19 protein-coding genes and 2 pseudogenes are annotated in these 23,599 nt (G+C 41.3%); 10 read left to right on the top strand and 11 right to left on the bottom strand.

Features of this window, described 5'->3' with window-relative positions; genetic code table 11:
- The first annotated feature begins 16 nt into the window (after positions 1–16).
- Both iolE and iolG read left to right on the top strand, forming a co-directional pair.
- Complete coding sequence (iolE, locus tag HBL79_RS00100) at positions 17–913, top strand: myo-inosose-2 dehydratase (RefSeq protein ID WP_035687295.1); 897 nt, start codon at positions 17–19, stop codon at positions 911–913.
- 1 nt (position 914) lies between these two features.
- Positions 915–1,922 (top strand): inositol 2-dehydrogenase, encoded by a 1,008-nt coding sequence (iolG, locus tag HBL79_RS00105; RefSeq protein WP_035687292.1) that lies wholly within the window; start codon positions 915–917, stop codon positions 1,920–1,922.
- A gap of 120 nt (positions 1,923–2,042) precedes the next feature.
- Here the strand turns inward: iolG and HBL79_RS00110 are convergent, their stop codons facing one another.
- The 11 genes and pseudogenes from HBL79_RS00110 to HBL79_RS00155 form a co-directional block, all read right to left on the bottom strand.
- Complete coding sequence (locus HBL79_RS00110; protein ID WP_035687289.1) at positions 2,043–2,939, bottom strand: pirin family protein; 897 nt, start codon at positions 2,937–2,939, stop codon at positions 2,043–2,045.
- A 29-nt stretch (positions 2,940–2,968) separates the two neighbouring features.
- The gene (locus tag HBL79_RS00115) at positions 2,969–3,505 is read right to left on the bottom strand and encodes an NADPH-dependent FMN reductase (RefSeq protein ID WP_035687286.1); all 537 of its coding nucleotides are present in this window, start codon (positions 3,503–3,505) and stop codon (positions 2,969–2,971) included.
- Between the two features lie 147 nt (positions 3,506–3,652).
- On the bottom strand, positions 3,653–7,546 hold the full coding sequence (gene purL, locus HBL79_RS00120; RefSeq protein WP_035687282.1) for a phosphoribosylformylglycinamidine synthase: 3,894 nt from the start codon (positions 7,544–7,546) through the stop codon (positions 3,653–3,655).
- Positions 7,547–7,937: 391 nt separating this feature from the next.
- Entirely contained in the window at positions 7,938–9,044 is a 1,107-nt protein-coding gene (gene proB, locus HBL79_RS00125) for a glutamate 5-kinase (protein WP_035687281.1), read from the bottom strand.
- 294 nt (positions 9,045–9,338) lie between these two features.
- Entirely contained in the window at positions 9,339–9,971 is a 633-nt protein-coding gene (locus HBL79_RS12375; protein WP_124994788.1) for a hypothetical protein, read from the bottom strand.
- Positions 9,935–10,327, bottom strand: a complete 393-nt coding sequence (locus tag HBL79_RS12380) for a glycosyltransferase family 2 protein (RefSeq protein ID WP_124994789.1) — start codon at positions 10,325–10,327, stop codon at positions 9,935–9,937. Before HBL79_RS12380 ends, HBL79_RS12375 begins: the two co-directional genes overlap by 37 nt.
- A gap of 21 nt (positions 10,328–10,348) precedes the next feature.
- A complete protein-coding gene (locus HBL79_RS00135) occupies positions 10,349–11,590 on the bottom strand; it encodes an O-antigen ligase family protein (protein ID WP_046097256.1) in 1,242 nt (413 codons plus the stop codon).
- A 43-nt stretch (positions 11,591–11,633) separates the two neighbouring features.
- Complete coding sequence (locus HBL79_RS00140; protein WP_035688021.1) at positions 11,634–12,248, bottom strand: YfgM family protein; 615 nt, start codon at positions 12,246–12,248, stop codon at positions 11,634–11,636.
- A 9-nt stretch (positions 12,249–12,257) separates the two neighbouring features.
- On the bottom strand, positions 12,258–13,529 hold the full coding sequence (hisS, locus tag HBL79_RS00145; protein WP_046097257.1) for a histidine--tRNA ligase: 1,272 nt from the start codon (positions 13,527–13,529) through the stop codon (positions 12,258–12,260).
- 24 nt (positions 13,530–13,553) lie between these two features.
- Positions 13,554–14,645, bottom strand: a pseudogene (gene ispG, locus HBL79_RS00150) (flavodoxin-dependent (E)-4-hydroxy-3-methylbut-2-enyl-diphosphate synthase); the annotation flags it as partial.
- Between the two features lie 15 nt (positions 14,646–14,660).
- Positions 14,661–15,611, bottom strand: a complete 951-nt coding sequence (locus tag HBL79_RS00155) for a RodZ domain-containing protein (RefSeq protein WP_035688016.1) — start codon at positions 15,609–15,611, stop codon at positions 14,661–14,663.
- Positions 15,612–15,888: 277 nt separating this feature from the next.
- Here HBL79_RS00155 and HBL79_RS00160 point away from each other — a divergent pair, with 277 nt between their 5' ends.
- The 8 genes and pseudogenes from HBL79_RS00160 to rlmN all read left to right on the top strand — a co-directional run bounded on the left by HBL79_RS00160 (position 15,889) and on the right by rlmN (position 23,598).
- The gene (locus tag HBL79_RS00160; RefSeq protein ID WP_035688012.1) at positions 15,889–17,742 is read left to right on the top strand and encodes an SLC13 family permease; all 1,854 of its coding nucleotides are present in this window, start codon (positions 15,889–15,891) and stop codon (positions 17,740–17,742) included.
- Positions 17,743–17,751: 9 nt separating this feature from the next.
- Positions 17,752–18,357, top strand: a pseudogene (locus tag HBL79_RS00165) (CDP-alcohol phosphatidyltransferase family protein); the annotation flags it as partial.
- A gap of 118 nt (positions 18,358–18,475) precedes the next feature.
- A complete protein-coding gene (locus HBL79_RS00170; protein ID WP_035688009.1) occupies positions 18,476–19,105 on the top strand; it encodes a lysophospholipid acyltransferase family protein in 630 nt (209 codons plus the stop codon).
- Position 19,106: 1 nt separating this feature from the next.
- Entirely contained in the window at positions 19,107–20,036 is a 930-nt protein-coding gene (locus tag HBL79_RS00175; RefSeq protein WP_035688007.1) for a phosphatidate cytidylyltransferase, read from the top strand.
- A 17-nt stretch (positions 20,037–20,053) separates the two neighbouring features.
- Complete coding sequence (gene mog / locus HBL79_RS00180) at positions 20,054–20,632, top strand: molybdopterin adenylyltransferase (protein WP_035688005.1); 579 nt, start codon at positions 20,054–20,056, stop codon at positions 20,630–20,632.
- Between the two features lie 28 nt (positions 20,633–20,660).
- The gene (gene glnB, locus HBL79_RS00185; protein ID WP_017805299.1) at positions 20,661–20,999 is read left to right on the top strand and encodes a nitrogen regulatory protein P-II; all 339 of its coding nucleotides are present in this window, start codon (positions 20,661–20,663) and stop codon (positions 20,997–20,999) included.
- Between the two features lie 2 nt (positions 21,000–21,001).
- On the top strand, positions 21,002–22,054 hold the full coding sequence (locus tag HBL79_RS00190) for an AI-2E family transporter (protein WP_035688003.1): 1,053 nt from the start codon (positions 21,002–21,004) through the stop codon (positions 22,052–22,054).
- Between the two features lie 374 nt (positions 22,055–22,428).
- A complete protein-coding gene (gene rlmN, locus HBL79_RS00195; RefSeq protein ID WP_035688001.1) occupies positions 22,429–23,598 on the top strand; it encodes a dual-specificity RNA methyltransferase RlmN in 1,170 nt (389 codons plus the stop codon).
- The last annotated feature ends 1 nt before the right edge of the window (position 23,599 follow it).

The following is a 23,599-nucleotide window of genomic DNA, read 5'->3' on the forward strand; positions in this document are numbered from 1 at the left end:
TAATGAGGAAAAAATGATGAAAACTGAAAATGTAAAATTAGGGATTGCCCCTATCGGTTGGACCAATGATGATCTTCCTGAATTAGGGGCTGAGAATACGTTTGAGCAATGCGTGAGTGAGATGGCATTAGCCGGCTATACGGGCTGTGAGGTTGGCAATAAGTATCCTCGTGATGTGGCATTGTTAAAACATAAACTCAGCGTTCGTGGCATTGAAATCTGTAATGCGTGGTTTAGTACCTTTTTTGTTGATGGCAAAAAAGAGCAAACCTTGCAAGATTTCATTAAACATCGGGACTTTTTGCACGCAATGGGGGCAAAAGTGATTGGTTGTTCAGAGCAAAGCCGAAGCATTCAAGGGCAGCCGAAAGCCATCTTTAAGGAAAAAACCGTTTTCACTGATGAAGAATGGCAATTATTAGCCGAAGGCTATAATGAATTAGCAAACTTAGCCGCCGAAAAAGGTATGCGGGTGTGTTTACATCACCATATGGGAACAGGTATTCAAACGCCAGAAGAAATCGATCGTTATATGCAAGTGGTGAATGATGATGTTTATTTGCTGTTTGATTCTGGACATTTGTATTATTCCGAAGGGTCGCAACAGGCAATGCTTGCGGTGCTAGAAAAATACATCGATCGCATTATTCACGTTCATTTAAAAGATGTGCGAGATGAGGTGGTGGAAGAAGTGCGGTCAAAAAATTTGAGTTTTTTAGAAGGCGTGAAAAAAGGCACGTTTACCGTTCCGGGTGATGGGGTGATTGATTTCAAGCCGATTTTTGAGATTTTAGATAAGCATAATTACCAAGGTTGGATGGTTGTTGAGGCAGAACAAGATCCTGCGATTGCCAATCCGTTTGAATATGCCGTGAAAGGTCGTCAATATATTAAAGAGGTTGCGGGGGTGTAAAATGATTAAAGTTGGCATTATTGGTGCAGGTCGTATTGGTCGAGTGCATTCAGAAAGTATCACAAAATATGTGAAAGGGGCGGAGATTAAAGCCATCTCTGATATTCGAGTCACAGAGGAACTTGAGCAATGGGCAAAAGAAATGGGCATTCCCAATGTCTATGATGATTACCAAAAAATTCTGCAAGATCCTGAAATTGATGCTGTACTCGTTTGTTCTTCCACCAATACTCACGCCTCAATTTCGATTGAGGCAGCACAAGCTGGGAAGCATATTTTCTGTGAAAAACCGATTGATGCGAATGTTGATCGAATTAAAACTGTGCTAGCCGAAGTCGAAAAAGCAGGGGTTAAATTCCAAGTGGGCTTCAACCGCCGTTTTGATCATAATTTTAAAGCGATCAAACAACGTGTCGTAGCGGGTGATATTGGTGAGCCACATTTGATTCGTGTTACCTCAAGAGATCCCGCCGCACCGCCGATTGACTATGTGAAAGTTTCAGGCGGAATGTTCTTTGATATGACCATTCACGATTTTGATATGATCCGCTATCTTTCAGGCAGTGAAGTTACCGAAGTTTATGCGGTGGGTGGCGTATTAGTTGATCCTGCCATTGGTGAGGCGGGTGATATTGACACTGCTGTGATTACCCTAAAATTAGCAAACGGTGCGATTGGGGTGATTGATAATAGCCGTAAAGCCGTTTATGGTTATGATCAACGTGCTGAAGTTTTTGGTTCAAAAGGGGCGGTACAAACCCGTAATGATACCGATTCTACCGCAATTTATTCCTGTGAAGCGGGCGTTATTGCAGAAAAACCAAAATATTTCTTCTTAGAACGCTATATGCAATCTTTTGCTGATGAAATGGCGTGCTTCGTTGATGCAGTCGTAAATGATAAGCCAACTTTAGTGAATGGCAATGATGGCTTACAACCTGTACTTATTGCGATTGCAGCGAAGAAATCCTTAGACGAGAAACGACCTGTTAAGCTTAGCGAAATTTAACTATTTTTAATTAGTATTAGATGTTCTATCATAGGTTTATTTCATCTTACTATCAAGGTTTAGCTCCAAGGCTAAACCTTTAATGATTGGTGCCTTATATTGTGAAATAAATACGCTTGATTAAATTAATTTCGCAGGAATTTCTGGAGCAACGAGGCGATGAAGCCTTGTACCTTCCAGATCAATATGTCCAAAGCGAGAATGCCCATTGTTCCAATCTGCCACCGCTTGACGCAACTCCTCTTGGCTGTCTGCCACGAAATTCCACCATACTAAGGTTTTATGTGGTAATGGTTCTCCGCCTAGCAGCATAATATGGCTGCCTGCTTCACCTTTAATTTTGAATTCGTGAGCTTGGCAATCCGTTAAGCTAACCAGTTGATCTTGTTGGTAAACTAGTCCTTCAATTTCTACTTCACCTTTCAGTACCAGTACGCCATATTCAAAGTTTGGCTGTTGTTCTATGTTGATCGTTTGTGCTTGTTGAAATTGAATATCTACGCCAACTAACGGACTATATTGCTGAGTTGGTGCGGTTCTACCTTGATAGCTACCTGTGGTTAAAATGTAATTCACGCCATTTTCTTGCCATTCAGGTAATTCAGGATAATGTTGAAAATTTGGTTCAATCTCTTGATCCATTGGGAGTGCAATCCAAAGCTGTACTGCGTGAAGGTGATGCACGCCTTCTGGAGTTTGTTCTGTATGGCTAATACCACGCTGATTGCCTGTGCCAGCGGTCATTAAATTTACTTGTTTTGGCTTAATTAATTGACGATAACCAAGGCTGTCTTGGTGCCACACTTCACCTTCTAACATCCAAGTAAATGTCTGCAAATTACAATGTGGATGTGCCCCAACTTGCAATCCTTCATTATCGTCAGTAAATTCTGATGGTCCTGCGTGATCAAGAAAACACCACGCGCCAATGGTGCGTTTACCCGCTTGTGGTAGCAGACGCGCGACAGGAATTCCTCCCACATCTTTAGTAATTGCATTTAATTTATCTACGCTCATTTTCACTCCTTATGCTTTAATTCGTTGCTTTATGCTTTCGCCCATTGAATAAAAGTTTGTGCAAACTTACTTAAGAAACCCGCAGTGCGTTCATCGGCCACTTCACCTTGTTCATTCAATGCCTGATTGGCTTTGCTTAAAAAGACTTCTGCGGTTGTCAGTACATTCGCACCAATGCTTTGCAAGCTTTGGCGAATTTGCAAACCAGAATTAATTCCACCATAAGCCCCTGGTGAAGCCGTAACAATCGCCACTTTATTGCCCAGCCATAAATTTTGGCCATAAGGACGAGAAGCAATATCAATGATATTCTTAGTCGCGGCAGGCATTGCACGGTTATGCTCAGGGCTAACAATTAGCACCGCATCGGCGTTTTTAATTTGCTCACGCACACGATCATATTCTGGTACGTCCACCTGATCGCGATCCTGTGTATAAAGAGGCAAATCATCAATGCGGACTTCGGTTACTTTCACGTCTGCAGGGAACTGTGAAACGATATAATTGGCTACACTGCGGTTAATGGATTTTTGGCTTAAACTGCCGATAATCAGTGCAATGTTCATTATTTATACCTCAAAATGTTAGGGAAAATTTTCGCCAATTATAAATCCCCACGAAATCCCAAACAATTGGCATTTTAGAAATGATCTTTTTCTCGATCAGAAAAAATGCGGTGAAAAATCACCGCACTTTCTCTTTTCTAAGCGTTATTATTTCAACGGCACTCTCGCATTTCTGAATAATCGCATCCACGCGCCGTCTTCTGTCCAGTCTTCTGGATACCACGAGTTAGAAACTGCACGGTAAACACGCTCTGGGTGTGGCATCATAATGGCAACACGTCCGTTGCGGTTAGTGAGTGCGGTAATACCGTCCACTGAGCCATTTGGGTTGGCTGGGTATTGAGTGGTTGGCTTGAGATCATTATCAATATATTGCGCGATAATCAGATTTTGCTCGCGCAACATTGTAAGTTGTTGATCGTTTTTGAACTCAACACGTCCTTCACCGTGCGAAACCGCAATTGGCATATGAGATCCTGCCATTCCGTTAAACCATAAAGACGCTGTATCATTGATGCGAACCATTGCAGCGCGAGCTTCAAAACGCTCTGATTGGTTACGCACAAAACGTGGCCAAGCTTCTGTTCCTGGGATAATTTCAGCCAAATTCGCTAACATTTGGCAACCATTACATACCCCTAAAGCAAGGGTGTTTTCACGTTCAAAGAAACGAGCGAATTGATCACGAAGTGCGGTGTTAAAAAGGATCGATTTTGCCCAGCCACCGCCAGCCCCTAACACATCGCCATAAGAGAAACCACCACAAGCAACAAGGGCTTGGAAATCTTGCAAATGATGGCGTTGTTGCTGTAAATCACTCATATGCACATCAATAGCGTCAAAGCCTGCACGGTCGAACGCTGCTGCCATTTCATAATGGCTGTTTACCCCTTGCTCGCGTAAAATGGCAATGCGTGGACGCACACCTGTAGCAATATAAGGGGCGGCAATGTCTTCGTTTAGATCGTAAGTTAAGGAAACGGAGAAGCCTTTATCATTCGGATTTTTCTTCGCAGCAAATTCTTGATCGGCACATTCTGGATTATCACGCAATGCCTGCATTTTGTGGGTCAATTCCGCCCAAATGCCACGCAATTCAGAACGAGTTTCTTTTAATAACACTTTTGTGCCACGGGTAATTTCAAATTGGTCATCTTGGTTTACTGTGCCGAGTTCTTTCAACAGCGGTAGCACGCCATTTTGTTCAAAAATGTGGCGAACGACGTTGAGATCGCTTTCTTTCACTTGGATCACCGCACCGAGTTCTTCATTAAAGAGGACGGCGGGATCGTTATCGCCTAAGGCACTGATGTCCACCGATAATCCGCAATGCCCCGCAAATGCCATTTCTGCAAGAGTGATGATTAAACCACCATCGGAGCGGTCGTGGTAGGCGAGCAATTTTTGTTCATTGACTAATTGTTGCATTGCGTCAAAGAAGCCTTTGAGGTGTGCCACATTCACCACATCAGCGGGCTTGTCGCCGAGCTGTTTATACACCTGAGCAAGTGCGGTCGCACCTAAGCGATTTTTTCCTTCGCCGAGATCGATCAATAATAAACGGCTGTTGCCTTTATCGGTGCGAAGCTGTGGGGTTACGGTTTTGCGAACATCTTCCACTCGAGCAAAAGCACTGATCACCAAAGAAAGTGGGGCAGTAACGGATTTTTGTTCGCCATTTTCCTGCCAAGTAGTTTTCATCGACATCGAATCTTTCCCCACGGGAATGGTTAAGCCTAACTGCGGGCAAAGTTCTTCGCCAACGGCTTTGACCGCTTCATATAGCCCCGCGTCTTCGCCATTATGTCCTGCGGCAGACATCCAGTTTGCAGAAAGTTTGATACGTTTAATATCGCCAATATTTGTGGCTGCAATATTGGTTAGGCTTTCCGCAACTGCTAAGCGTGCAGAGGCTGCGAAATCTAACAATGCCACAGGCGCTCGTTCGCCCATTGCCATTGCTTCGCCGTGATAGCTGTCTAAAGAGGTAGTGGTAACCGCACAATCCGCTACAGGGATTTGCCACGGGCCGACCATTTGATCGCGAGCCACCATACCCGTTACAGAGCGATCGCCAATGGTAATCAGGAAAGTTTTCTCTGCCACCACAGGTAAGCGTAATACGCGGTGTAACGCTTCTTTGAGCTGAATTTGAGACTGATCTAAGGCAGGATTATTCACTTGTGCTGATGCCACATTGCGGGTCATTTTCGGCGTTTTTCCTAATAGCACATTCATTGGCAGATCGATAGGATCGTTGGCAAAATGTTCATCGTGCAAGGTGAGATGTTGCTGTTCTGTGGCTTCCCCAATCACCGCGAAAGGGGCACGTTCACGCTGGCAAAGTTGCTCAAACAAAGCGAGTTTTTCAGGGGCGACCGCAAGCACATAGCGTTCTTGTGATTCGTTACACCAGATTTCTAATGGCGACATTCCTTTCTCATCGCATAAAATTTCACGCAGTTCAAAGCGTCCGCCACGTCCGCCGTCGTGAACTAACTCTGGCATTGCATTAGACAAACCACCTGCGCCCACGTCGTGGATAAATAAAATCGGGTTGTCATCGCCCATTTGCCAACAGCGATCGATCACTTCTTGGCAACGGCGTTCCATTTCAGGGTTATCACGTTGCACGGAGGCAAAATCAAGATCCTCTTTGGATTTGCCTGATGCCATCGAAGAAGCCGCCCCACCGCCTAAACCGATGTTCATCGCAGGGCCGCCAAGCACGATCAATTTCGCCCCCACAGGAATTTCCCCTTTTTGCACGTGTTCGGCACGGATATTTCCAATTCCTCCCGCTAGCATAATAGGCTTGTGATAGCCACGCACTTCTTCTCCATTGAAACTGTTCACTTTTTCTTCGTAAGTGCGGAAATAGCCCAATAACGCGGGGCGACCAAATTCATTATTAAATGCCGCACCGCCTAATGGAGCTTCAAGCATAATGTCGAGAGCGGAGGCAATACGGTTAGGTTTTGATAGCGGCACTTCCCAAGGTTGTTCAAAATCAGGAATAATAAGGTTGGACACCGAAAAGCCCACCAAGCCTGCTTTCGGTTTTGCCCCCCGCCCTGTTGCCCCTTCATCACGGATTTCACCGCCTGAACCTGTGGCTGCCCCCGGGAAAGGCGAAATGGCAGTTGGGTGGTTGTGCGTTTCCACTTTCATTAAAATGTGAGCGTCTTCTTGGTGATAGCGATATTGTCCATCTTGATCAGGGAAAAAACGCCCGACTTTTGATCCTTCCATTACTGCCGCGTTGTCTTTATAGGCGGAAAGGACATAATCAGGGGTTTTCTCAAAGGTATTTTTGATCATTTTGAACAGGGATTTTTCTTGTTTTTCGCCGTCAATGATCCAATCTGCATTAAAAATTTTGTGGCGACAATGCTCTGAATTGGCTTGTGCGAACATATAAAGTTCTACATCTGTTGGATTTCGCCCAAGTGCGGTGAAATTTTCCACTAAATAATCAATTTCATCTTCTGCCAATGCCAAGCCAAGTTCCACATTTGCTTGCTCCAAGGCGCTACGTCCGCCAGCTAAAATATCCACTCGGGTAAATGCTTTTGGCGGCTGTTGTTGGAATAGCACTTCCGCTTCTTGTGGTGTGCGGATCACCGTTTCCATCATTCGGTCATAAATATGGCTAATGAGTTGAGCCTGTTCTTGCTCATTTAACGCACGTTCTAACTCAAAATAAAACGCCAACCCACGCTCTAAACGCACCACTTTATTTAAACCGCAGTTGTGTGCAATATCGGTGGCTTTTGATGACCAAGAAGAAATGGTGCCAACGCGTGGAATCACGATAAAGCATTCTCCTTTTGGCTCGTGCTGAGCCAAGGTTGGGCCGTAATGCAATAATTGGGTTAATTCTTGTTCTTCCAACGCATTAAGGGCTTCCCTTAGCTCAGCAAAATGCACATATTCGGCATAACAGGATTTAACGGGAAGCTGAGCTTGTTGGAAGCGAAGAGAAAGTTGATTTAAACGGAAAGGCGAGAGGGCTGGAGAGCCACGAAAAATCTGTAACATAGACTTTACCATTAGTTAGATGAATAAAAAACTTGCCTATTATAAAAGAATTTCGTGCAAAACGAAAACGTTTGCGTAAGTGTTCAATGTCTTCTGAAGCTATTTTCTAGCAATTAATATATCAATATCCATTGTACATTCTACGTTCAATAAAGTAGTAAGTTAGAAGCGATAAAAAATGCGTTTTAATAATCTAACTGCAATGCATAAAAAAGAAGTGTTCATCAATGTAATTTATTATTGAGTTTTTGCACAATAAAAATTAGATAATGCACACTTCCTATAAAGATTTTCCCTGACTGAATATGAATAAATAATGGTTTTGCATACATAACTGTACACAAGCAAGGATAAGCTATCAGTAGCTTGATGATAATTTAAGAATTAAAAATCACAGCACCACCATATCATCACGATGAATCGCCACTGAGCCATATTCATAACCGAGAATTCGCTCAATATCTTGGGATTTTTTGCCTTTGATTAACTGCAAGGCATCGCTGTTATAGCGAGGAATACCAAGGGCGATGATTTTTCCGTTCGGCTGTTGAATTTTAACTACTTCACCGCGAGAAAAACGCCCTTCGATATTTAAAATACCAGCTGGTAATAAAGATTTATGTTGAATTAGCACCGCACTTGTTGCCCCCTCGTCAATGGTAATTGTGCCAGCGGAAGGGGCAGCGAAAAGCCATTGTTTACGGCTTTCAAGACGGTCGGTTTGCACCCTAAATTTTGTGCCGATGTTTTCGCCATAAGCTAAATCCACAATCACATTTTCTCGATTGCCTGGGGCAATGATGGTTTCAACTCCTGAACGGGTAGCAACATCGGCGGCGATAACTTTGGTGGACATTCCGCCTGTGCCAAGTGTCGTGCCGCTGCCGCCTGCGATTTTGCGAATGTCATCGGTGATTTTTTCTACCACTGAAAGCAATTTTGCGTGGGGATTTTTTCTCGGATCGCTGTCAAATAAGCCTTGTTGATCCGTCAGCAAATAAAGCTGTTCTGCCTGTGCTAAGATCGCCACTAATGCGGATAGATTATCGTTGTCGCCCACTTTGATTTCCGCCGTCGCCACTGCATCATTTTCATTAATCACGGGAATGATACCGTTATCTAACAAGGCGTTAAGGGTGTCACGGGCGTTGAGGAAACGTTCGCGATCTTCAATATCGGCTCGACTGAGTAAAATTTGCCCAATATGAATATCATAAATGGAAAAAAGCTGTTCCCACGTTTGAATCAGTTGGCTTTGCCCCACTGCTGCCAACAGTTGTTTTGAGGCGATGGTAGGGGGCAAGGTTGGGTGATTGAGATAATCTCTCCCCGCTGCCATTGCCCCAGAGGTAACAATAATTATGCGAAAACCAGCTTGATGCAATTGGGTGATTTGTCGCACAATTTCCATCATATGCGGACGATGAAGTTTCGTTGTGCCTTGCGTGAGGGTGCTTGTTCCAAACTTGACGACAATGGTTTTCTTTTGTGCTTTCATTCTTAATTTATCCTTATTCTCGATCGCCTAGAAATTATCATTAAATCCAAAAAAATGCATTAAATTTCCACCGCACTTTCTATTATTTAAAATAAATTTCTCACTACGTTCATTACAAAATGATCTAATTTTGAAAGTGTAAAAGAGAAATGTAACTATTTAATTATTAGCATAATACTGTTTTACATTGCATTAAAGTATTATTTATAGGGTATCTATCTTATTTTTGTACTAAACAAAAATTAAGTATAATTTTAATGTGTTGCTAAGGGGAAAAAGGGTATTTCTTACAAATTACACTAATTTCTTTTGTTTGTATTTCTTGTATGAAAAAACAATGAATCGTTTCTTCATATCGTTAGTTATTGAAAGAAAATATTTTGATAAATAGAAAATAAATTTAGCTTTGTTTTTTATCGTGGTTTGAAGGTAAGTATAAATTTCCACGAAAGAGCATTCTAGAAAGTATTCGATAAGCCTATTATCTTGAGAGGTAATTTCATTCTTGAATTGCTTTTGATAGGTCAATAGATAGGTTTGAGCAAGGGAAAGTTGCTTAATTTTAAGGCTGATGCTATTACCTTCGTGAGTGCTAGATAAAGGATTGAAATGATAAATATAAAACACGTTATCTATAAATGAAAAACTGTTTGTTTCCATTAACATAGCCATATAAATAAGCAAATCTTCGGCAAGAATAAATTTACGATTAATAAAAGCCAATTTTTTGATTGCGTTTTTCAAACAGGTTGCATTGTACAGTTTTCCAGCGGCGGACCAATTTATGATATTTCGATTTTGTAGTAGAGCCGTTAAGAGGGCATTATGTGATTGAATATTGGTGAAATCTGTGATTTCTTGAGAAGAAGTTAAATAAGGTAAGGCTTCTTCTACCCCCCCCCTATCATTTTTGGAGATTGTAAGCAATTTTTTTTTAAATATTGAAACATAACAATATCTGATTTAGGGTGAGAAAATAAAGAAGCTAAGGCATCTTCTGTTAACTCATCATCGGAATCTAAAAAAAGGATATATTCTCCGGTAGCAGCTTCTATACCCGTTTTTCTAGCCCAAAAAGTTCCCATATTCTTAGGATGTTTGAATAATTTTATACGCGGCTCAGATACCATATAGCTTTCAATAATCGATGAAGTATTATCCGTTGAGCCATCATCTATAAAGATAGCTTCAAAATTCTGGTATGTTTGGTTTAAGCAGGATGTCAATGATACCAAAATATGATGTTCAGCTTGATAAAACGGAATAATAATCGAAAATTTCATTTTGTTTTCCTTAGAGCATATTTATGAATGCTTTTTCTCCTGTACTTTAATTGCTGCGTAAAAAATAATAACTGAAAGAAAATAAAAGGTATTTCCTGAATTATGTGCGAAGAAGCCTTGAGATAAATTATAGCACATTGTGGAAATAATATGTACCGTTCCACATAAAGCTAAACATCGTATTTCTAGGTTAGTTTGTCTTATTAATCGGCTCCCAAAATAACTTAGAGGAATAAGAAAAATGGTTAATAACCCAATTAATCCGATGATTCCGCGTTTTGCGGTTTCATCAATAAATTGATTATGGTTATGATAGAATTCTGCAGAATGTTTACTGATAATTCCGTTTTCAGCCAACTTTTCTTTTTTACTTTTTAAGCCTTCATTTCCCCATCCTAAAATAGGTTTTTCTTTAATAGCGATCCAAGCACCTTTCCACATATCAAAGCGATAGCCAAGGGAAGTATCCGAATCATTCTTATAGAAATATCTAGTAATTTGGTCTTGGGTGGTCATTATGCGATCTCTTAAGCGTCCACCATCTGTTAAGTTAAATAGATAACCAGAAATAATAAATACACCTAACATAAGGGGAATAAAATATTTAGGTATAAATTTACGATATATAATCAAGATAAAAGGGATAATAATAGGTAATACAATCCATCCTCCCCTAGCTGTGGATAAAATACTTCCAAATATTCCCATTAGACTACCTAGAAAACAAAATAAGGCTAATAGTTTATGACCTTTACTAAGGCTATATAACATCATACAAATTGAAAATATTCCCAACGACATAGAAATATCGCCACCCTGAATTAATTGAACATGCTTAAATGCTCCCCAATCTCCAAGGTAAAAGCACTGATAACAGGCAACACATCCAGCTAAAATAGCTGACATAGGAATGCTATATAATAATGTCTTAAATCTTAATTTATAATGAATTAATAAAAGCAGTATCGGTAAATAGAGTATGATTCTACTAGGTTTATCTAAATCTTTTAGTTTATCTTGATGTAAAATAACAGTAAGTAATATTATTACGAAATATACTAGATAGCTTAGAACTAATATTTTGTGTTCTTTCTCAGTAAAAAAATCTATTTGTTTTCTCTTTAAAAATACAAATACAATAGCACTAATAATTAATAGTGTGGGTGCAAGGTTATAACTTCTTGAGAAAAGAAGGAATAGCAAAAAATACAAAGCGATAGTGAAATTAATAAATAAATCACCCCAGTTTTTGTTTCTTTCCATAAGTTAACCTATATATTTTAGACACATCAATAAAAATCATATCTTAATAATTATTTAATCTTACTCGGAATGATTCGATCATTGTAGAGTCTGCCTTTTTTAAACCCTCTTGAAAAGTCGTTTTGGCTTCCTCTTTTTCTCCAAGTGCAAATTGAATATCGCCTTTTAATAATAAGACTGAACTGTCCCAGCTACTATTACTTTTAATAGAATTTAAAGTTTGCATCGCATCATTAAATTTTTTTAACTGAAATTGAACTAACGCTAAACGTAATGAAACAAGAGATTGTAATATATCATCATCAGAATTTAGCAGAGCTTGCTTAAGTAGGTTTTCTGCCTGAGAAAAATCTTGATTTTGAACAGAAACAGCCGCGGTATCTAATAAAGTAAATACAGCATAAGCAGTTTTACTATTGTTTTGTACAAACTGTTCTATGTCCTGAATTTTTCCTTTATCCTCTTGGAATTGTTTCACAATTTGTTCATATTGGAGAGAACGTTGCTGGCTCTGTACAATTTGATGAGATTGCCAATAACGCCAGCCGAATACTCCCGCGAAAGCTAAAACAAAAATGGCGATGACCATTTTGCCGTTTTCTTTCCACCAGTTTTTAATTTCGTTCAGTTCTTGTTCTTCTTCAATGGTATAAGCCATAGTTTTTCCTTACTCAAATACAGTTTTTAAAAAATCGATCACGTTGGTTTGTGCGATAGTTTGCTGCTCACCGCCCTGTAAATCTTTCACCACTACTTGTTGGTTTTGCACTTCACTTTCACCAATGACAAGGGCAACTTTCGCTCCTACTTTGTCTGCACGCTTAAATTGTTTTTTGAAATTACCGCCGCTGCAGTGGGTCATTGTGCGTAAGTGCGGTAGGTTTGTACGCAGTTTTTCCGCTAATTGGAACGCGGTCAATGTCGTGCCTTCACCTTGATAAACTAAATAAATATCCACCGCTCTTGGTAAATGAATTTGGCTATTCACTTCTTGAACTAGCAAGACTAAGCGTTCTAATCCCATCGCGAAGCCCACGCCTGTGGTGGCGTGTCCACCAAGTTGTTCGACTAAGCTGTCATAACGCCCACCGCCGCATACCGTGCCTTGGGCACCCAGTGCGGTCGTAACCCATTCAAAAACGGTTTTGTTGTAATAATCCAAGCCTCGCACCAGTTTAGGATTAACTTCATAAGCAATCCCCATTGCATCAAGCAAGGCACATAGCTGAGCGAAATGCTCGCGACTTTCTTCATCAAGGTAATCTAATAATTTAGGCGCGTCGTTTAGCACTTGTTGCAGGGCTTGATTTTTGCTGTCTAAAATCCGTAATGGATTTTTTTCTAAGCGTTCTTTTTCTTCTTCACTAAGTAAATCAATGTGCTGTTGTAAAAAAGCAACGAGTGCCGAACGATAATTTTTTCGTGCTTCTAAAGAGCCGATAGAATTGAGTTGTAAGCTAACGTGTTGATCGATACCAAGTTCTTTCCACAAGCGAGCCGTTAATAAAATGAGTTCCGCATCAATTTCTGGATTGGCGATCCCAAACACTTCCACGCCTGCCTGATGAAACTGGCGATAACGCCCTTTTTGTGGACGTTCGTGGCGGAACATTGGCCCGAGATACCACAAACGTTGCTCATTATTATAGATCCAGCCGTGTTCAATCGCCGCACGCACACAGCCCGCTGTTCCTTCAGGGCGGAGGGTAAGCTGTTCATCATTATCCCAAAAGGTGTACATTTCTTTAGAAACCACATCGGTAACTTCACCGATAGCACGTGCAAAAAGCGGCGTACTTTCCACAATCGGCATACGTACTTCAGAATAACCATAACTTTGTAAAACATCACGAACCTTGCTTTCCACCCATTGCCACAACGGGCTTTCCGTTGGAGAACAATCATTCATTCCACGAATTGCTTGAATTGTTTTCGCCACAATATTTTCCTTAAATAATTCGATTTTTGGATCTTGTTGTGCCACTTTAGCACGAATCTTTGCTTCTAATTGATTGATTAAATCTTCATTATCAAAACGTTCTTTTTGGCGTTCACCATCAACATAATAACCGCTTTTCTTGTTGCCACCCGTAACGCCAAGATCTGATACCAGTGCTTCGCCCGGCCCATTCACCACACAGCCAATAATGGAAACGTCCATTGGGGTGATAATATCTTCAAGGCGTTGTTCAAGAGCGTTCACTGTGCCGATTACATCAAATTCTTGACGAGAACAGGTTGGGCAAGCGATGAAATTAATTCCACGAGAGCGGATACGCAAGGATTTCAAAATATCAAAGCCCACTTTAATTTCTTCTACAGGATCAGCGGCTAAAGAAACGCGTAAGGTGTCGCCAATCCCCTCTGCGAGCAACATTCCAAGCCCCACCGCCGATTTCACCGCACCCGCTCTTGCACCGCCTGCTTCGGTAATACCTAAATGCAACGGCTGTTTGATCGCTTTTGCTAGCAAGCGATAACTTTCTACCGCAAGAAACACATCTGAGGCTTTCACGCTCACTTTAAACTGATCGAAATTAAGACGATCCAAAATTTCAACGTGGCGTAAGGCACTTTCGAGCAAGGCTTCAGGCGTTGGCTCACCAAATTTTTCTTGAATATCACGCTCTAACGATCCCGCATTAACCCCAATACGAATAGGAATATTCTTATCTTTGGCACAATCCACCACGGCACGAATGCGATCTTCACGCCCAATATTACCGGGATTAATACGCAAACAATCTACGCCGTATTCTGCCACTTTCAAGGCGATACGATAATCAAAGTGAATATCTGCCACCAATGGCACATTCACTTGCTGTTTAATTAATTTGAACGCTTCTGCCGCGTCCATTGTGGGAACGGAAACCCGCACAATATCAGCCCCAACACGTTCAAGCGCTTTAATCTGTGCTACGGTGGCTTCCACGTCTGTGGTACGGGTGTTGGTCATAGATTGCACGGCTATCGGCGCGTCGCCCCCCACAGGCACATTGCCGACATAAATTTTTGTCGATTCACGACGTTTAATACTGGGTTTAAATGATGACATTCTGTTACTCTTTGCTTACTGCAATTTAAATTTCGCTACTCGACCATCAACTTTTAATGGATAGTCTTCTCCTTTATAAATGATTTCAACATTGCTTGGAGCACCAATGGTTAAATCATAGATAGTATTTTCATTAAAAATTAACTCATCCCCTTTATTATATAATTTTTGAGCTAATACTTGATGATGCTCGTTTTTTATGCTAATCCAACAATTTGATTCAGTTACTTTAATCTGTAATATTGGGGTATTTGATGCATTAGGACTATTCACTATTTTTTCATTAGTTAAAATTTCTTTATGAGCGGTTGGTATCTCTGCAATTTTAGTACTAACGATGGATTCCACATCAGGTTTGGAAGATAAAATAACTTCATTGGAATGTTTATTTTCCTCAATATCGTCGATAGCTAGTTGTTTTACAGTTTGAGCTTCTTCTATTGTTTCTAATTTAGGAAGCTCAGGTACTTTGCTTTCTAATTTGACGGATGTATCTTTTTGATTTCCAACATATTCTTGCACTAAATGATCACGTTCAATATTTGATTTTTGATAATTTTCCCACCACCAGAGTACACTTAAAATCAGCAGAATAGCTGCAATAATAAAGGAAATACAAGTTATTGAATAATTGTGTGAATTATGCTGATTTATTGCTTTATTTGCTCTTGCTCCTCGAGATAAATCATTTACTGTCGTTTCAGCAAGAGAAGCAATAACAGGTTCCCAAGTTTCTGAAGGTAAACGTAAAAATTTTGCGTAATTACGAATATATCCTTTCATATAAGTCGCTGAAATAGTACGATGAGTAAATTCATCATTTTCAAGACATTGTAAAATCGAAAGACGTAAATTGATCTGTTTAGATACTTCTTCCAAAGATAAATTCAACGCATTTCTAGAGTGAAAAAATAATTTTCCTAAACTTGGTTGGTTAATCTCTTTATCCTCATTTAAAATGGTCATAATGAATTCTCTTCTGGCATTCAGTGCTAAAATAAAAGCTACATTTTTATCATGATTCTATATGTTAAAAATCCTTTAAAGTTTAAAGTTGTCTACACCTTTTTGCAACTATTTATCAGGAAAATCTTTGATGTAAAAAGACAAAATTGAAGATAACTATTTATAATATGAGGGTGATATACTTGGGACAACGAGTGATGAGGTAAGTCCGTTATTAAGGAATAATGATATGATAGTTCCAATCACTTCAACTACCTACATAATAGGGGAGTAATCGATGCCTTTATCATTAATAGCTAATATTCCTTTACTTACAGTTGTTATTTTTCTTGCTATTGCGGTGTTCTGTTTTATCCGTAACAAAATCCGAATGGATGTTATCGCTCTGTTGGTCATGCTCGCTTTCTGTGTGAGTGGGATCTTGAGCGTGCAGGAAGTCTTTGCAGGCTTCAGTGATCCGAATATTATTTTGATCGCCTTACTGTTTATTGTCGGGGAAGCGTTGGTACGCACTGGCGTAGCCTATCAAGTGAGTGAATGGCTGATGAAAGCCGCGAAAAATAGCGAAACTCGCGTGCTGATTTTAGTGATGTTAGCGGTAACGGGATTGGGATCTTTTATGAGTTCCGTAGGGATTGTGGCAATTTTTATCCCTGTGGTATTGGTGATTTGTCGGCAGATGAATATTTCACCAAAACGCCTGATGATGCCATTGAGTATGGCTGGGCTAATCAGCGGTATGATGACCTTAATCGCCACCGCCCCAAATTTGGTGATTAACGCGGAATTAATCCATCTCACCAAACAGCGTTTTGATTTCTTTTCTTTCACGCCCATTGGCATTGTGATTTTGTTGCTAGGTATTGTGTATATGTTGGTGGCTCGCCGTTGGTTAGGGCAAGCTGAAAATGAACAAAGCGAAGGCGTGAATCGTCATTCCATTCAAGATCTGATTGAAGATTATCAATTACAAGCACGCACCAAACGCTTTGTGGTGCGAGCAGGATCAGATTTTATCGGGCAGCCCTTAGAAGCCTTGCATCTGCGCTCTAATTATGCCTTGAACGTGCTGGCAATTGAGCGTTGGAAGCGTTTTCGCCCAAGATTTCTGGCGGAGTCTTTAGGCAAAATTGAAATTCGTGAAAAAGATATTTTGCTGATTGATTGCGCTGATCCTGAGTTAGATATTAATGCATTTTGCCAACAACATCAGCTTGAGCCAACGGAGTTGCGTCCTTACCACTTTGAACAACAAGCCAAGTTTATGGGAATGGTGGAAATCACGCCAATTCCTGAAGGGGATTATCTCGGCAAAACGGTAGCCGAAATTGGTTTTCGTTCACGTTTTGGGTTAAATGTAGTGGGCATTAAGCGTAATAATGAGATTTTGACGGGAAGTTTGATTGAACAGCCATTAAAGATCGGCGATTTGCTGCTGGTGGTGGGATCGTGGAAATTGATCCAAGCAATGCGTAATAAAACCAAAGCCTTTTTTGTGCTGGATTATCCAACGGAAATTGAACGCGCCGCACCCGCGCAAAGCCAAGCACCTTATGCCATTTTATCTATTGTTACAATGGTGGCATTAATGGTAACAGGCGTTGTGCCGAACGTAGTTGCCGCTCTAATTGCCTGTTTAATGTTAGCCAAATTCCGCTGTGTAGATGCCAAAAGTGCTTATGCCTCTATCCACTGGTCGAGCTTAATTTTAATTGTGGGAATGATGCCATTTTCCACCGCACTACAAAAAACAGGCGGGATTAATTTAATCGTAGAATTTATGATTAACACCGTAGGGGGAATGGGTAAACATTGGATTTTAATCAGCTTGTTTACACTGACTGCGGTGATTGGTCTGTTTATTTCTAACACCGCCACTGCGATTTTAATGGCGCCGATAGCTATCACAATGGCGCAGCATTTGCAGCTTTCCCCATTGCCTTTCGCAATGACGGTGGCGATTGCTTCGTCCGCCGCTTTTATGACGCCGATTTCTTCGCCAGTAAACACAATGGTACTGGGCGCAGGGAATTATAAATTTGGCGATTTCATCAAAATTGGCGTGCCTTTTACTTTGCTGGTTATGCTGGCAACGGTATTTCTTGTTCCCGTATTATTTCCGTTTAAATAAGGAGAAATAATGAGCATTTACGATTTAAAACCGAAGTTTCAAAATTTACTTCGTCCCACGGTGGTGAAGTTAGAACGCAAAGGTGTTACGGCAAACCAAGTTACCCTTGCAGCCTGTGGAATTTCAGTGATTTTAGGCTTATTTTTGACCGCACTTTCTGCGGTGCATTGGCTGTTTATTTTAATCCCTATTTGGCTTTTTGTGCGAATGGCGCTCAATGCCATTGACGGAATGTTAGCACGAGAATTTCAGCAAAAATCACGCTTGGGTGGTTATCTTAATGAAATTACCGATGTGGTTTCTGATGCGGCGTTGTATCTGCCTTTTGCTTTTATTGCCCCTTTTGATCCCCTTGTTATCGGGCTGATTATTTGGCTTGCCGCCTTAACAGAATTTTGTGGCGTATTAGGACAAGTGCAAGGGCAAACACGCCGTTATGACGGGCCTTTGGGGAAAAGTGATCGTGCCTTTTTATTTGGCTTATTAGGATTGATTTATACCTTTATGCCGATTTTACCAACGTGGTTTTATGTGCTCGCTTGGCTTGTAGTCGCGTTGTTAATTTTAACTTGCGTGAAACGCGTGAAATCAGGGCTGGCGGAAGGTAAGGCTTTAGAACAGAATGTTGAAAATAAACCTGATGAAGAACAAGCAGAATACCACACAGACAATGAAAGTGCGGTGCAATTTTCCGCAGAAAATGCTACGCAACAAAAATCAGAGGAGAATGAAAATGCTCGCTAAACTGGTTGATTTTCTTTTATGTCGTTTTACCTCTTTTATTACCGGTGTTCGTCCGGCGAAAAATATCGCCTTGCTTTCCGCAGATAAGCCAAGGCTTTATTACGCCAATCACAACAGCCACGGAGATTTTATTTTATTCTGGGTGTCTTTGCCTTATGAAGTGCGTAAGAAAACCCGTCCTGTGGCAGGTGCGGATTATTGGACGAAAGGCAAAATTCGCCGTTTTCTTGCGGAAAAAGTGTTTAATATGCTGTTGATCGAGCGAGGCGGCAATGATCCTAAAGCGGTAACAGAGCAAATTAGCCAAGCGCTGCAAGAAAATTCGTTGATTATTTTCCCCGAAGGCACAAGAAAAACCAATGATGATCTTGCTCTTCAGCCCTTTAAAAGTGGTTTATATTATTTAGCCAAAGCCAATCCTAATGTGGATCTCGTGCCAGTTTGGATCAGTAATACTCATAATTTATTGCCGAAAGGCTTTATTCTGCCAATTCCCTTGCTGTGTGATCTATATTTGGGCGAGCCGATTCATTGGCAGCCGCAAGAAGATAAAACGCAATTTCTAGCGCGAGCAGAGCAGGCCTTGCTTAATCTTAATCCGAAACATCAAGGAGCATAAAATGGAAATGTGGAATTTATTTTGGGGATTAATTTGCACCTTGCTATTGGCATCGGGCATTGGTTATGCACTGAAATGGAAAGTAGGTTTTTCCACGCCCCATTCGGTGATAGATAACCTAAACGCACGCATTAATGCGTGGTGGGTGATGATTTTAATTATCTTCGCCGCCGCTTATCTCGGTTTTTATGGCGTATTGGGCTTATTTTTTATCGTTTCTTTTATGGCGTTACGGGAATTTTTATCGCTGATTGAAATTCGCCGTGGCGATCATCTTGCTTTAGTAGCCTGCTTTTATTTCATTTTGCCTTTGCAATATTATTTTGTCGCGGTGGATTGGTTTAGTATGTTCAGCATTTTCATTCCTGTTTATGCGTTCTTATTTTTACCGATTTTATCCGCCTTGCTAGGCGACACGGCACATTTTTTAGATCGTTCAAGCAAAGTGCAATGGGCGGTGATGATTTCTGTGTTCTGCATTTCGCATATTCCTGCCATTCTCACCCTAAATATTGCAGGATTTGAAGGCAAAAGTTTATTATTAATGATCTTTTTGATCCTGATTGTGCAAGCGAGCGATGTGTTGCAATATGTATGGGGAAAATTATTCGGTAAACATAAAATTGTGCCAACTTTATCCCCTTCCAAAACCGTAGAGGGTTTTGTCGGTGGCGTATTGAGCGCTTCAGCGTTAGGCGGATTGCTTTCTTGGCTAACGCCATTTAGCGCCGTGCAAGCTACCTTAATTAGCTTGGTTATTTGTCTAATGGGCTTTTTAGGTGGGCTGGTGATGTCAGCAATGAAACGCAGTATGGGCGTGAAAGATTGGGGCAATATGATAAGTGGACACGGTGGAATGTTAGATCGTATGGATAGCCTATGCTTTGCCGCACCGATTTTCTTCCATATTGTGAGATATTATTGGATTTAATAAAAAAAGAGGAAAAAATGACCGCACTTTTAAAAATTGGCTTAGTTTCCGTATCGGATCGTGCCTCGCAAGGCGTATATCAAGATCAAGGTATCCCTGAATTACAAAAATGGCTCGAGCAAGCCTTAATTGATCCTTTTGAAGTGGAAACTCGCTTAATCCCTGATGAACAGCCCATTATCGAGCAAACCCTATGCGAGCTGGTGGACGTGCATCATTGCCACTTGGTGCTAACCACGGGGGGAACAGGGCCAGCCAAACGTGATGTTACGCCAGATGCCACCTTGGCTGTGGCAGATCGAGAAATGCCAGGTTTTGGTGAACAAATGCGTCAAGTGAGCTTGCATTTTGTGCCAACGGCGATCCTCTCTCGCCAAGTGGGCGTGATTCGCAAAAATAGCCTGATTTTAAACTTACCAGGGCAGCCAAAGGCAATCAAAGAAACCCTTGAGGGGGTGAAAGACGAGCAAGGCAAGGTGCTGGTGAAAGGCATTTTTGCTGCCGTGCCTTATTGCCTACAACTGATTGACGGCATTTACATTGACACAAAACCTGAAATTATCGCCAGTTTCCGACCGAAATCGGCAAGACGCTAACCCAACTGCTAACTAAGCGAGGTAAAAAATGAAAAAAATCGAAGCCATTATTAAACCCTTCAAACTTGATGATGTGCGTGAATCCCTGTCAGACATCGGCATCACGGGAATGACCGTTACCGAAGTGCGTGGCTTTGGTCGTCAAAAAGGGCATACGGAACTTTATCGCGGAGCGGAATATATGGTGGATTTCCTGCCAAAAGTCAAAATGGAAATTGTGATACCTGATGAGCTGGTGGAGCAATGTATTCAAGCCATTATGGACGCGGCTCAAACGGGCAAAATCGGCGATGGAAAAATCTTCGTTTATGATGTGGAACGCGTGATCCGAATCCGCACAGGCGAAGAAAACGAGGAAGCGGTTTAAGAATGGATAAACGTTTATCGCTAAGCCAATTATTAATGGCAATGTCTGCCCTTGTGATTATCTTCGCAGGGGTGAAACTTGCCAGCGAAATTGTCGTCCCGTTCCTACTTTCCTTGTTCATAGCCATTATTTGCTCGCCTGTGGTGAAGTTTATGACACAGCGTAAACTTCCCCATTGGCTCGCTCTCACCTTGCTCTTTTTGATGATCCTGACGGTGTTTTTCTTCCTCGCCAGTCTCATTAATAGCAACGCACGGGAATTTACCCAGTCGATCCCGCAATATCGCCTATTGCTTTCGCAACGCTTAAACGATCTTGCCGCGATCACACAGGGATTGCATTTACCGCTGGACAATCTGCGTCAGCAAATTATGCAACATTTTGATCCCGCAATGATAATGAACGTTGCCAGCGGGTTTTTGCTCAGCTTTTCGGGGGTGGTAACCAACGTTTTCGTACTGTTTCTAGTGGTGCTTTTTATGTTGTTAGAAGCACCCACTGCCAAACATAAATTTGCCGTGGCATTCAGCAAACCGAACCAAGTGGCACAGTATGAGGGCTACATCGACCGCATTTTGCAAGGGGTGATGGATTATCTCGGCGTGAAAACCCTTACCAGCCTTTTGACAGGCTTTGGCGTGTTCATTCTGCTGAAAATTTTCGGCGTGCAATATGCCATTTTATGGGCAACGCTCAGTTTTCTGCTCAATTATGTCCCGAATATCGGCTCAATTATCGCCGCCATTCCCATTATCGTCCAAGCCTTATTGCTTAATGGCTTTTTCACCGGCATAGGCGTTACCATTGGGGTTATCAGCCTAAATATGATCATCGGCAACGTGCTAGAACCTAAAATGATGGGCAAAACCCTCGGACTTTCAACCCTTGTGGTCTTTCTCTCCCTTTTATTCTGGGGCTGGTTGCTCGGCTCGGTGGGAATGTTCCTCTCCGTCCCCCTCACAATGGTACTCAAAATCGCCCTCGAAGCCAGCCCAGACACGCTGAAATATGCCGCATTGCTGGGTGAAACTCAACAAGCTAAAGAGCAAGATTAATGTAAAACGAAAAATAAATAGGCGAACATTGTGTTCGACTATTTATTGTGCTGTTTTATGTTCGCTAATTATCAGTAAAAAATCCCCCAAAATCCCACCGCACTTTGTTTTTTTTGAGATTTTATTGTGTTCTCTAAAATTTTTGCGATCGCTATCGCAAAGAAAGTGCGGTGGTTTTTTCTTTTATTTTTCTTTTGGCTAAAATAGCGTTCAGGTTAGGCTGAAATTGCTAGATTAATCAAATAGAACTCTGTACAATCGCAACTCATTTTTTAAGCGGTAGAAATTTTTTAATTTATAGTTTGTAAACTTAACCTGAAAAAAAGCAAAAAGTTTAGCTATATCAATGCCGTAATGTGTAATAACGAGGCTTTATGTTAGAACAGAATACAACTCAACAAGAAGGCTGCCAGCCTTCAGTAGAACCTAAGAAAAAAATCAATTTAATGAATTTAACACGTCAGCAAATGCGTGAATTTTTTCAAGAATTAGGGGAAAAACCGTTTCGTGCGGATCAATTAGTCAAATGGATTTACCATTTTGGTGAAGACAATTTTGACAATATGACGAATATTAACAAGAAGTTACGCGAAAAATTAAAAGCGGTGGCGGAGATCAAAGCCCCTGAAGTGGCAGTGGAACAGCGGTCTGCAGACGGTACGATTAAATGGGCGATGCAGGTGGGCGATCAGCAGGTGGAAACTGTGTATATTCCTGAAGCTGATCGTGCAACTCTTTGTGTGTCTTCCCAAGTGGGCTGTGCCTTGGCTTGCACATTCTGTTCTACCGCCCAGCAAGGGTTTAACCGTAATTTAACTGTTGCTGAAATTATCGGGCAAGTGTGGCGAGCGTCAAAAATTATTGGTAATTTTGGTGTAACGGGCGTGCGTCCGATTACCAATGTGGTGATGATGGGAATGGGCGAACCATTGCTAAACGTGGCAAACGTTGTGCCAGCAATGGAAATTATGCTTGATGATTTTGCTTATGGGCTGTCTAAACGCCGTGTTACCCTTTCCACTTCAGGGGTTGTGCCTGCGTTGGATAAATTGAGCGAAATGATTGATGTGGCATTGGCTATTTCTTTGCACGCACCGAATGATGAATTGCGTGATGAAATTGTGCCGCTCAATAAAAAATATAACATCAAAACCTTGATTGATTCCGTTAATCGTTATTTATCGGTGTCTAACGCCAATCACGGCAAAGTAACCATTGAATATGTGATGTTGGATCACGTTAATGACAGCATAGAACACGCGCATCAGTTAGCGGAAGTATTGAAAAATACACCTTGCAAGATCAATTTGATCCCTTGGAATCCGTTCCCTGAAGCGCCTTATGCGAAAAGTTCTAATACGCGTATTGATCGCTTCCAGAAAACGCTGATGGAATATGGATTTACGGTGATTGTGCGTAAAACGCGTGGTGATGATATTGATGCCGCCTGCGGACAGTTAGCCGGTGATGTGATTGACCGCACTAAACGTACTGCACAGAAGAAACGTTGTGGGCAGTCTATTAATGCAGTAGAAGTTCACTAGA

It is taken from the genome of Avibacterium paragallinarum (assembly GCF_011765605.1).
Taxonomy (GTDB): domain Bacteria; phylum Pseudomonadota; class Gammaproteobacteria; order Enterobacterales; family Pasteurellaceae; genus Avibacterium; species Avibacterium paragallinarum.

What these genes read in the sequence shown, in the direction of transcription:
- HBL79_RS00160 (WP_035688012.1), top strand. Translation starts at nt 15,889, where the DNA reads ATGCCTTTATCATTAATAGCTAATATTCCTTTACTTACAGTTGTTATT.
- HBL79_RS00110 (WP_035687289.1), bottom strand. Translation starts at nt 2,939, where the DNA reads ATGAGCGTAGATAAATTAAATGCAATTACTAAAGATGTGGGAGGAATT.
- purL (WP_035687282.1), bottom strand. Translation starts at nt 7,546, where the DNA reads ATGTTACAGATTTTTCGTGGCTCTCCAGCCCTCTCGCCTTTCCGTTTA.
- HBL79_RS00170 (WP_035688009.1), top strand. Translation starts at nt 18,476, where the DNA reads ATGCTCGCTAAACTGGTTGATTTTCTTTTATGTCGTTTTACCTCTTTT.
- mog (WP_035688005.1), top strand. Translation starts at nt 20,054, where the DNA reads ATGACCGCACTTTTAAAAATTGGCTTAGTTTCCGTATCGGATCGTGCC.
- rlmN (WP_035688001.1), top strand. Translation starts at nt 22,429, where the DNA reads ATGTTAGAACAGAATACAACTCAACAAGAAGGCTGCCAGCCTTCAGTA.
- iolE (WP_035687295.1), top strand. Translation starts at nt 17, where the DNA reads ATGAAAACTGAAAATGTAAAATTAGGGATTGCCCCTATCGGTTGGACC.
- HBL79_RS00190 (WP_035688003.1), top strand. Translation starts at nt 21,002, where the DNA reads ATGGATAAACGTTTATCGCTAAGCCAATTATTAATGGCAATGTCTGCC.
- HBL79_RS00135 (WP_046097256.1), bottom strand. Translation starts at nt 11,590, where the DNA reads ATGGAAAGAAACAAAAACTGGGGTGATTTATTTATTAATTTCACTATC.
- iolG (WP_035687292.1), top strand. Translation starts at nt 915, where the DNA reads ATGATTAAAGTTGGCATTATTGGTGCAGGTCGTATTGGTCGAGTGCAT.
- HBL79_RS00115 (WP_035687286.1), bottom strand. Translation starts at nt 3,505, where the DNA reads ATGAACATTGCACTGATTATCGGCAGTTTAAGCCAAAAATCCATTAAC.
- glnB (WP_017805299.1), top strand. Translation starts at nt 20,661, where the DNA reads ATGAAAAAAATCGAAGCCATTATTAAACCCTTCAAACTTGATGATGTG.
- HBL79_RS00155 (WP_035688016.1), bottom strand. Translation starts at nt 15,611, where the DNA reads ATGACCATTTTAAATGAGGATAAAGAGATTAACCAACCAAGTTTAGGA.
- HBL79_RS00175 (WP_035688007.1), top strand. Translation starts at nt 19,107, where the DNA reads ATGGAAATGTGGAATTTATTTTGGGGATTAATTTGCACCTTGCTATTG.
- HBL79_RS00140 (WP_035688021.1), bottom strand. Translation starts at nt 12,248, where the DNA reads ATGGCTTATACCATTGAAGAAGAACAAGAACTGAACGAAATTAAAAAC.
- proB (WP_035687281.1), bottom strand. Translation starts at nt 9,044, where the DNA reads ATGAAAGCACAAAAGAAAACCATTGTCGTCAAGTTTGGAACAAGCACC.
- HBL79_RS12380 (WP_124994789.1), bottom strand. Translation starts at nt 10,327, where the DNA reads ATGAAATTTTCGATTATTATTCCGTTTTATCAAGCTGAACATCATATT.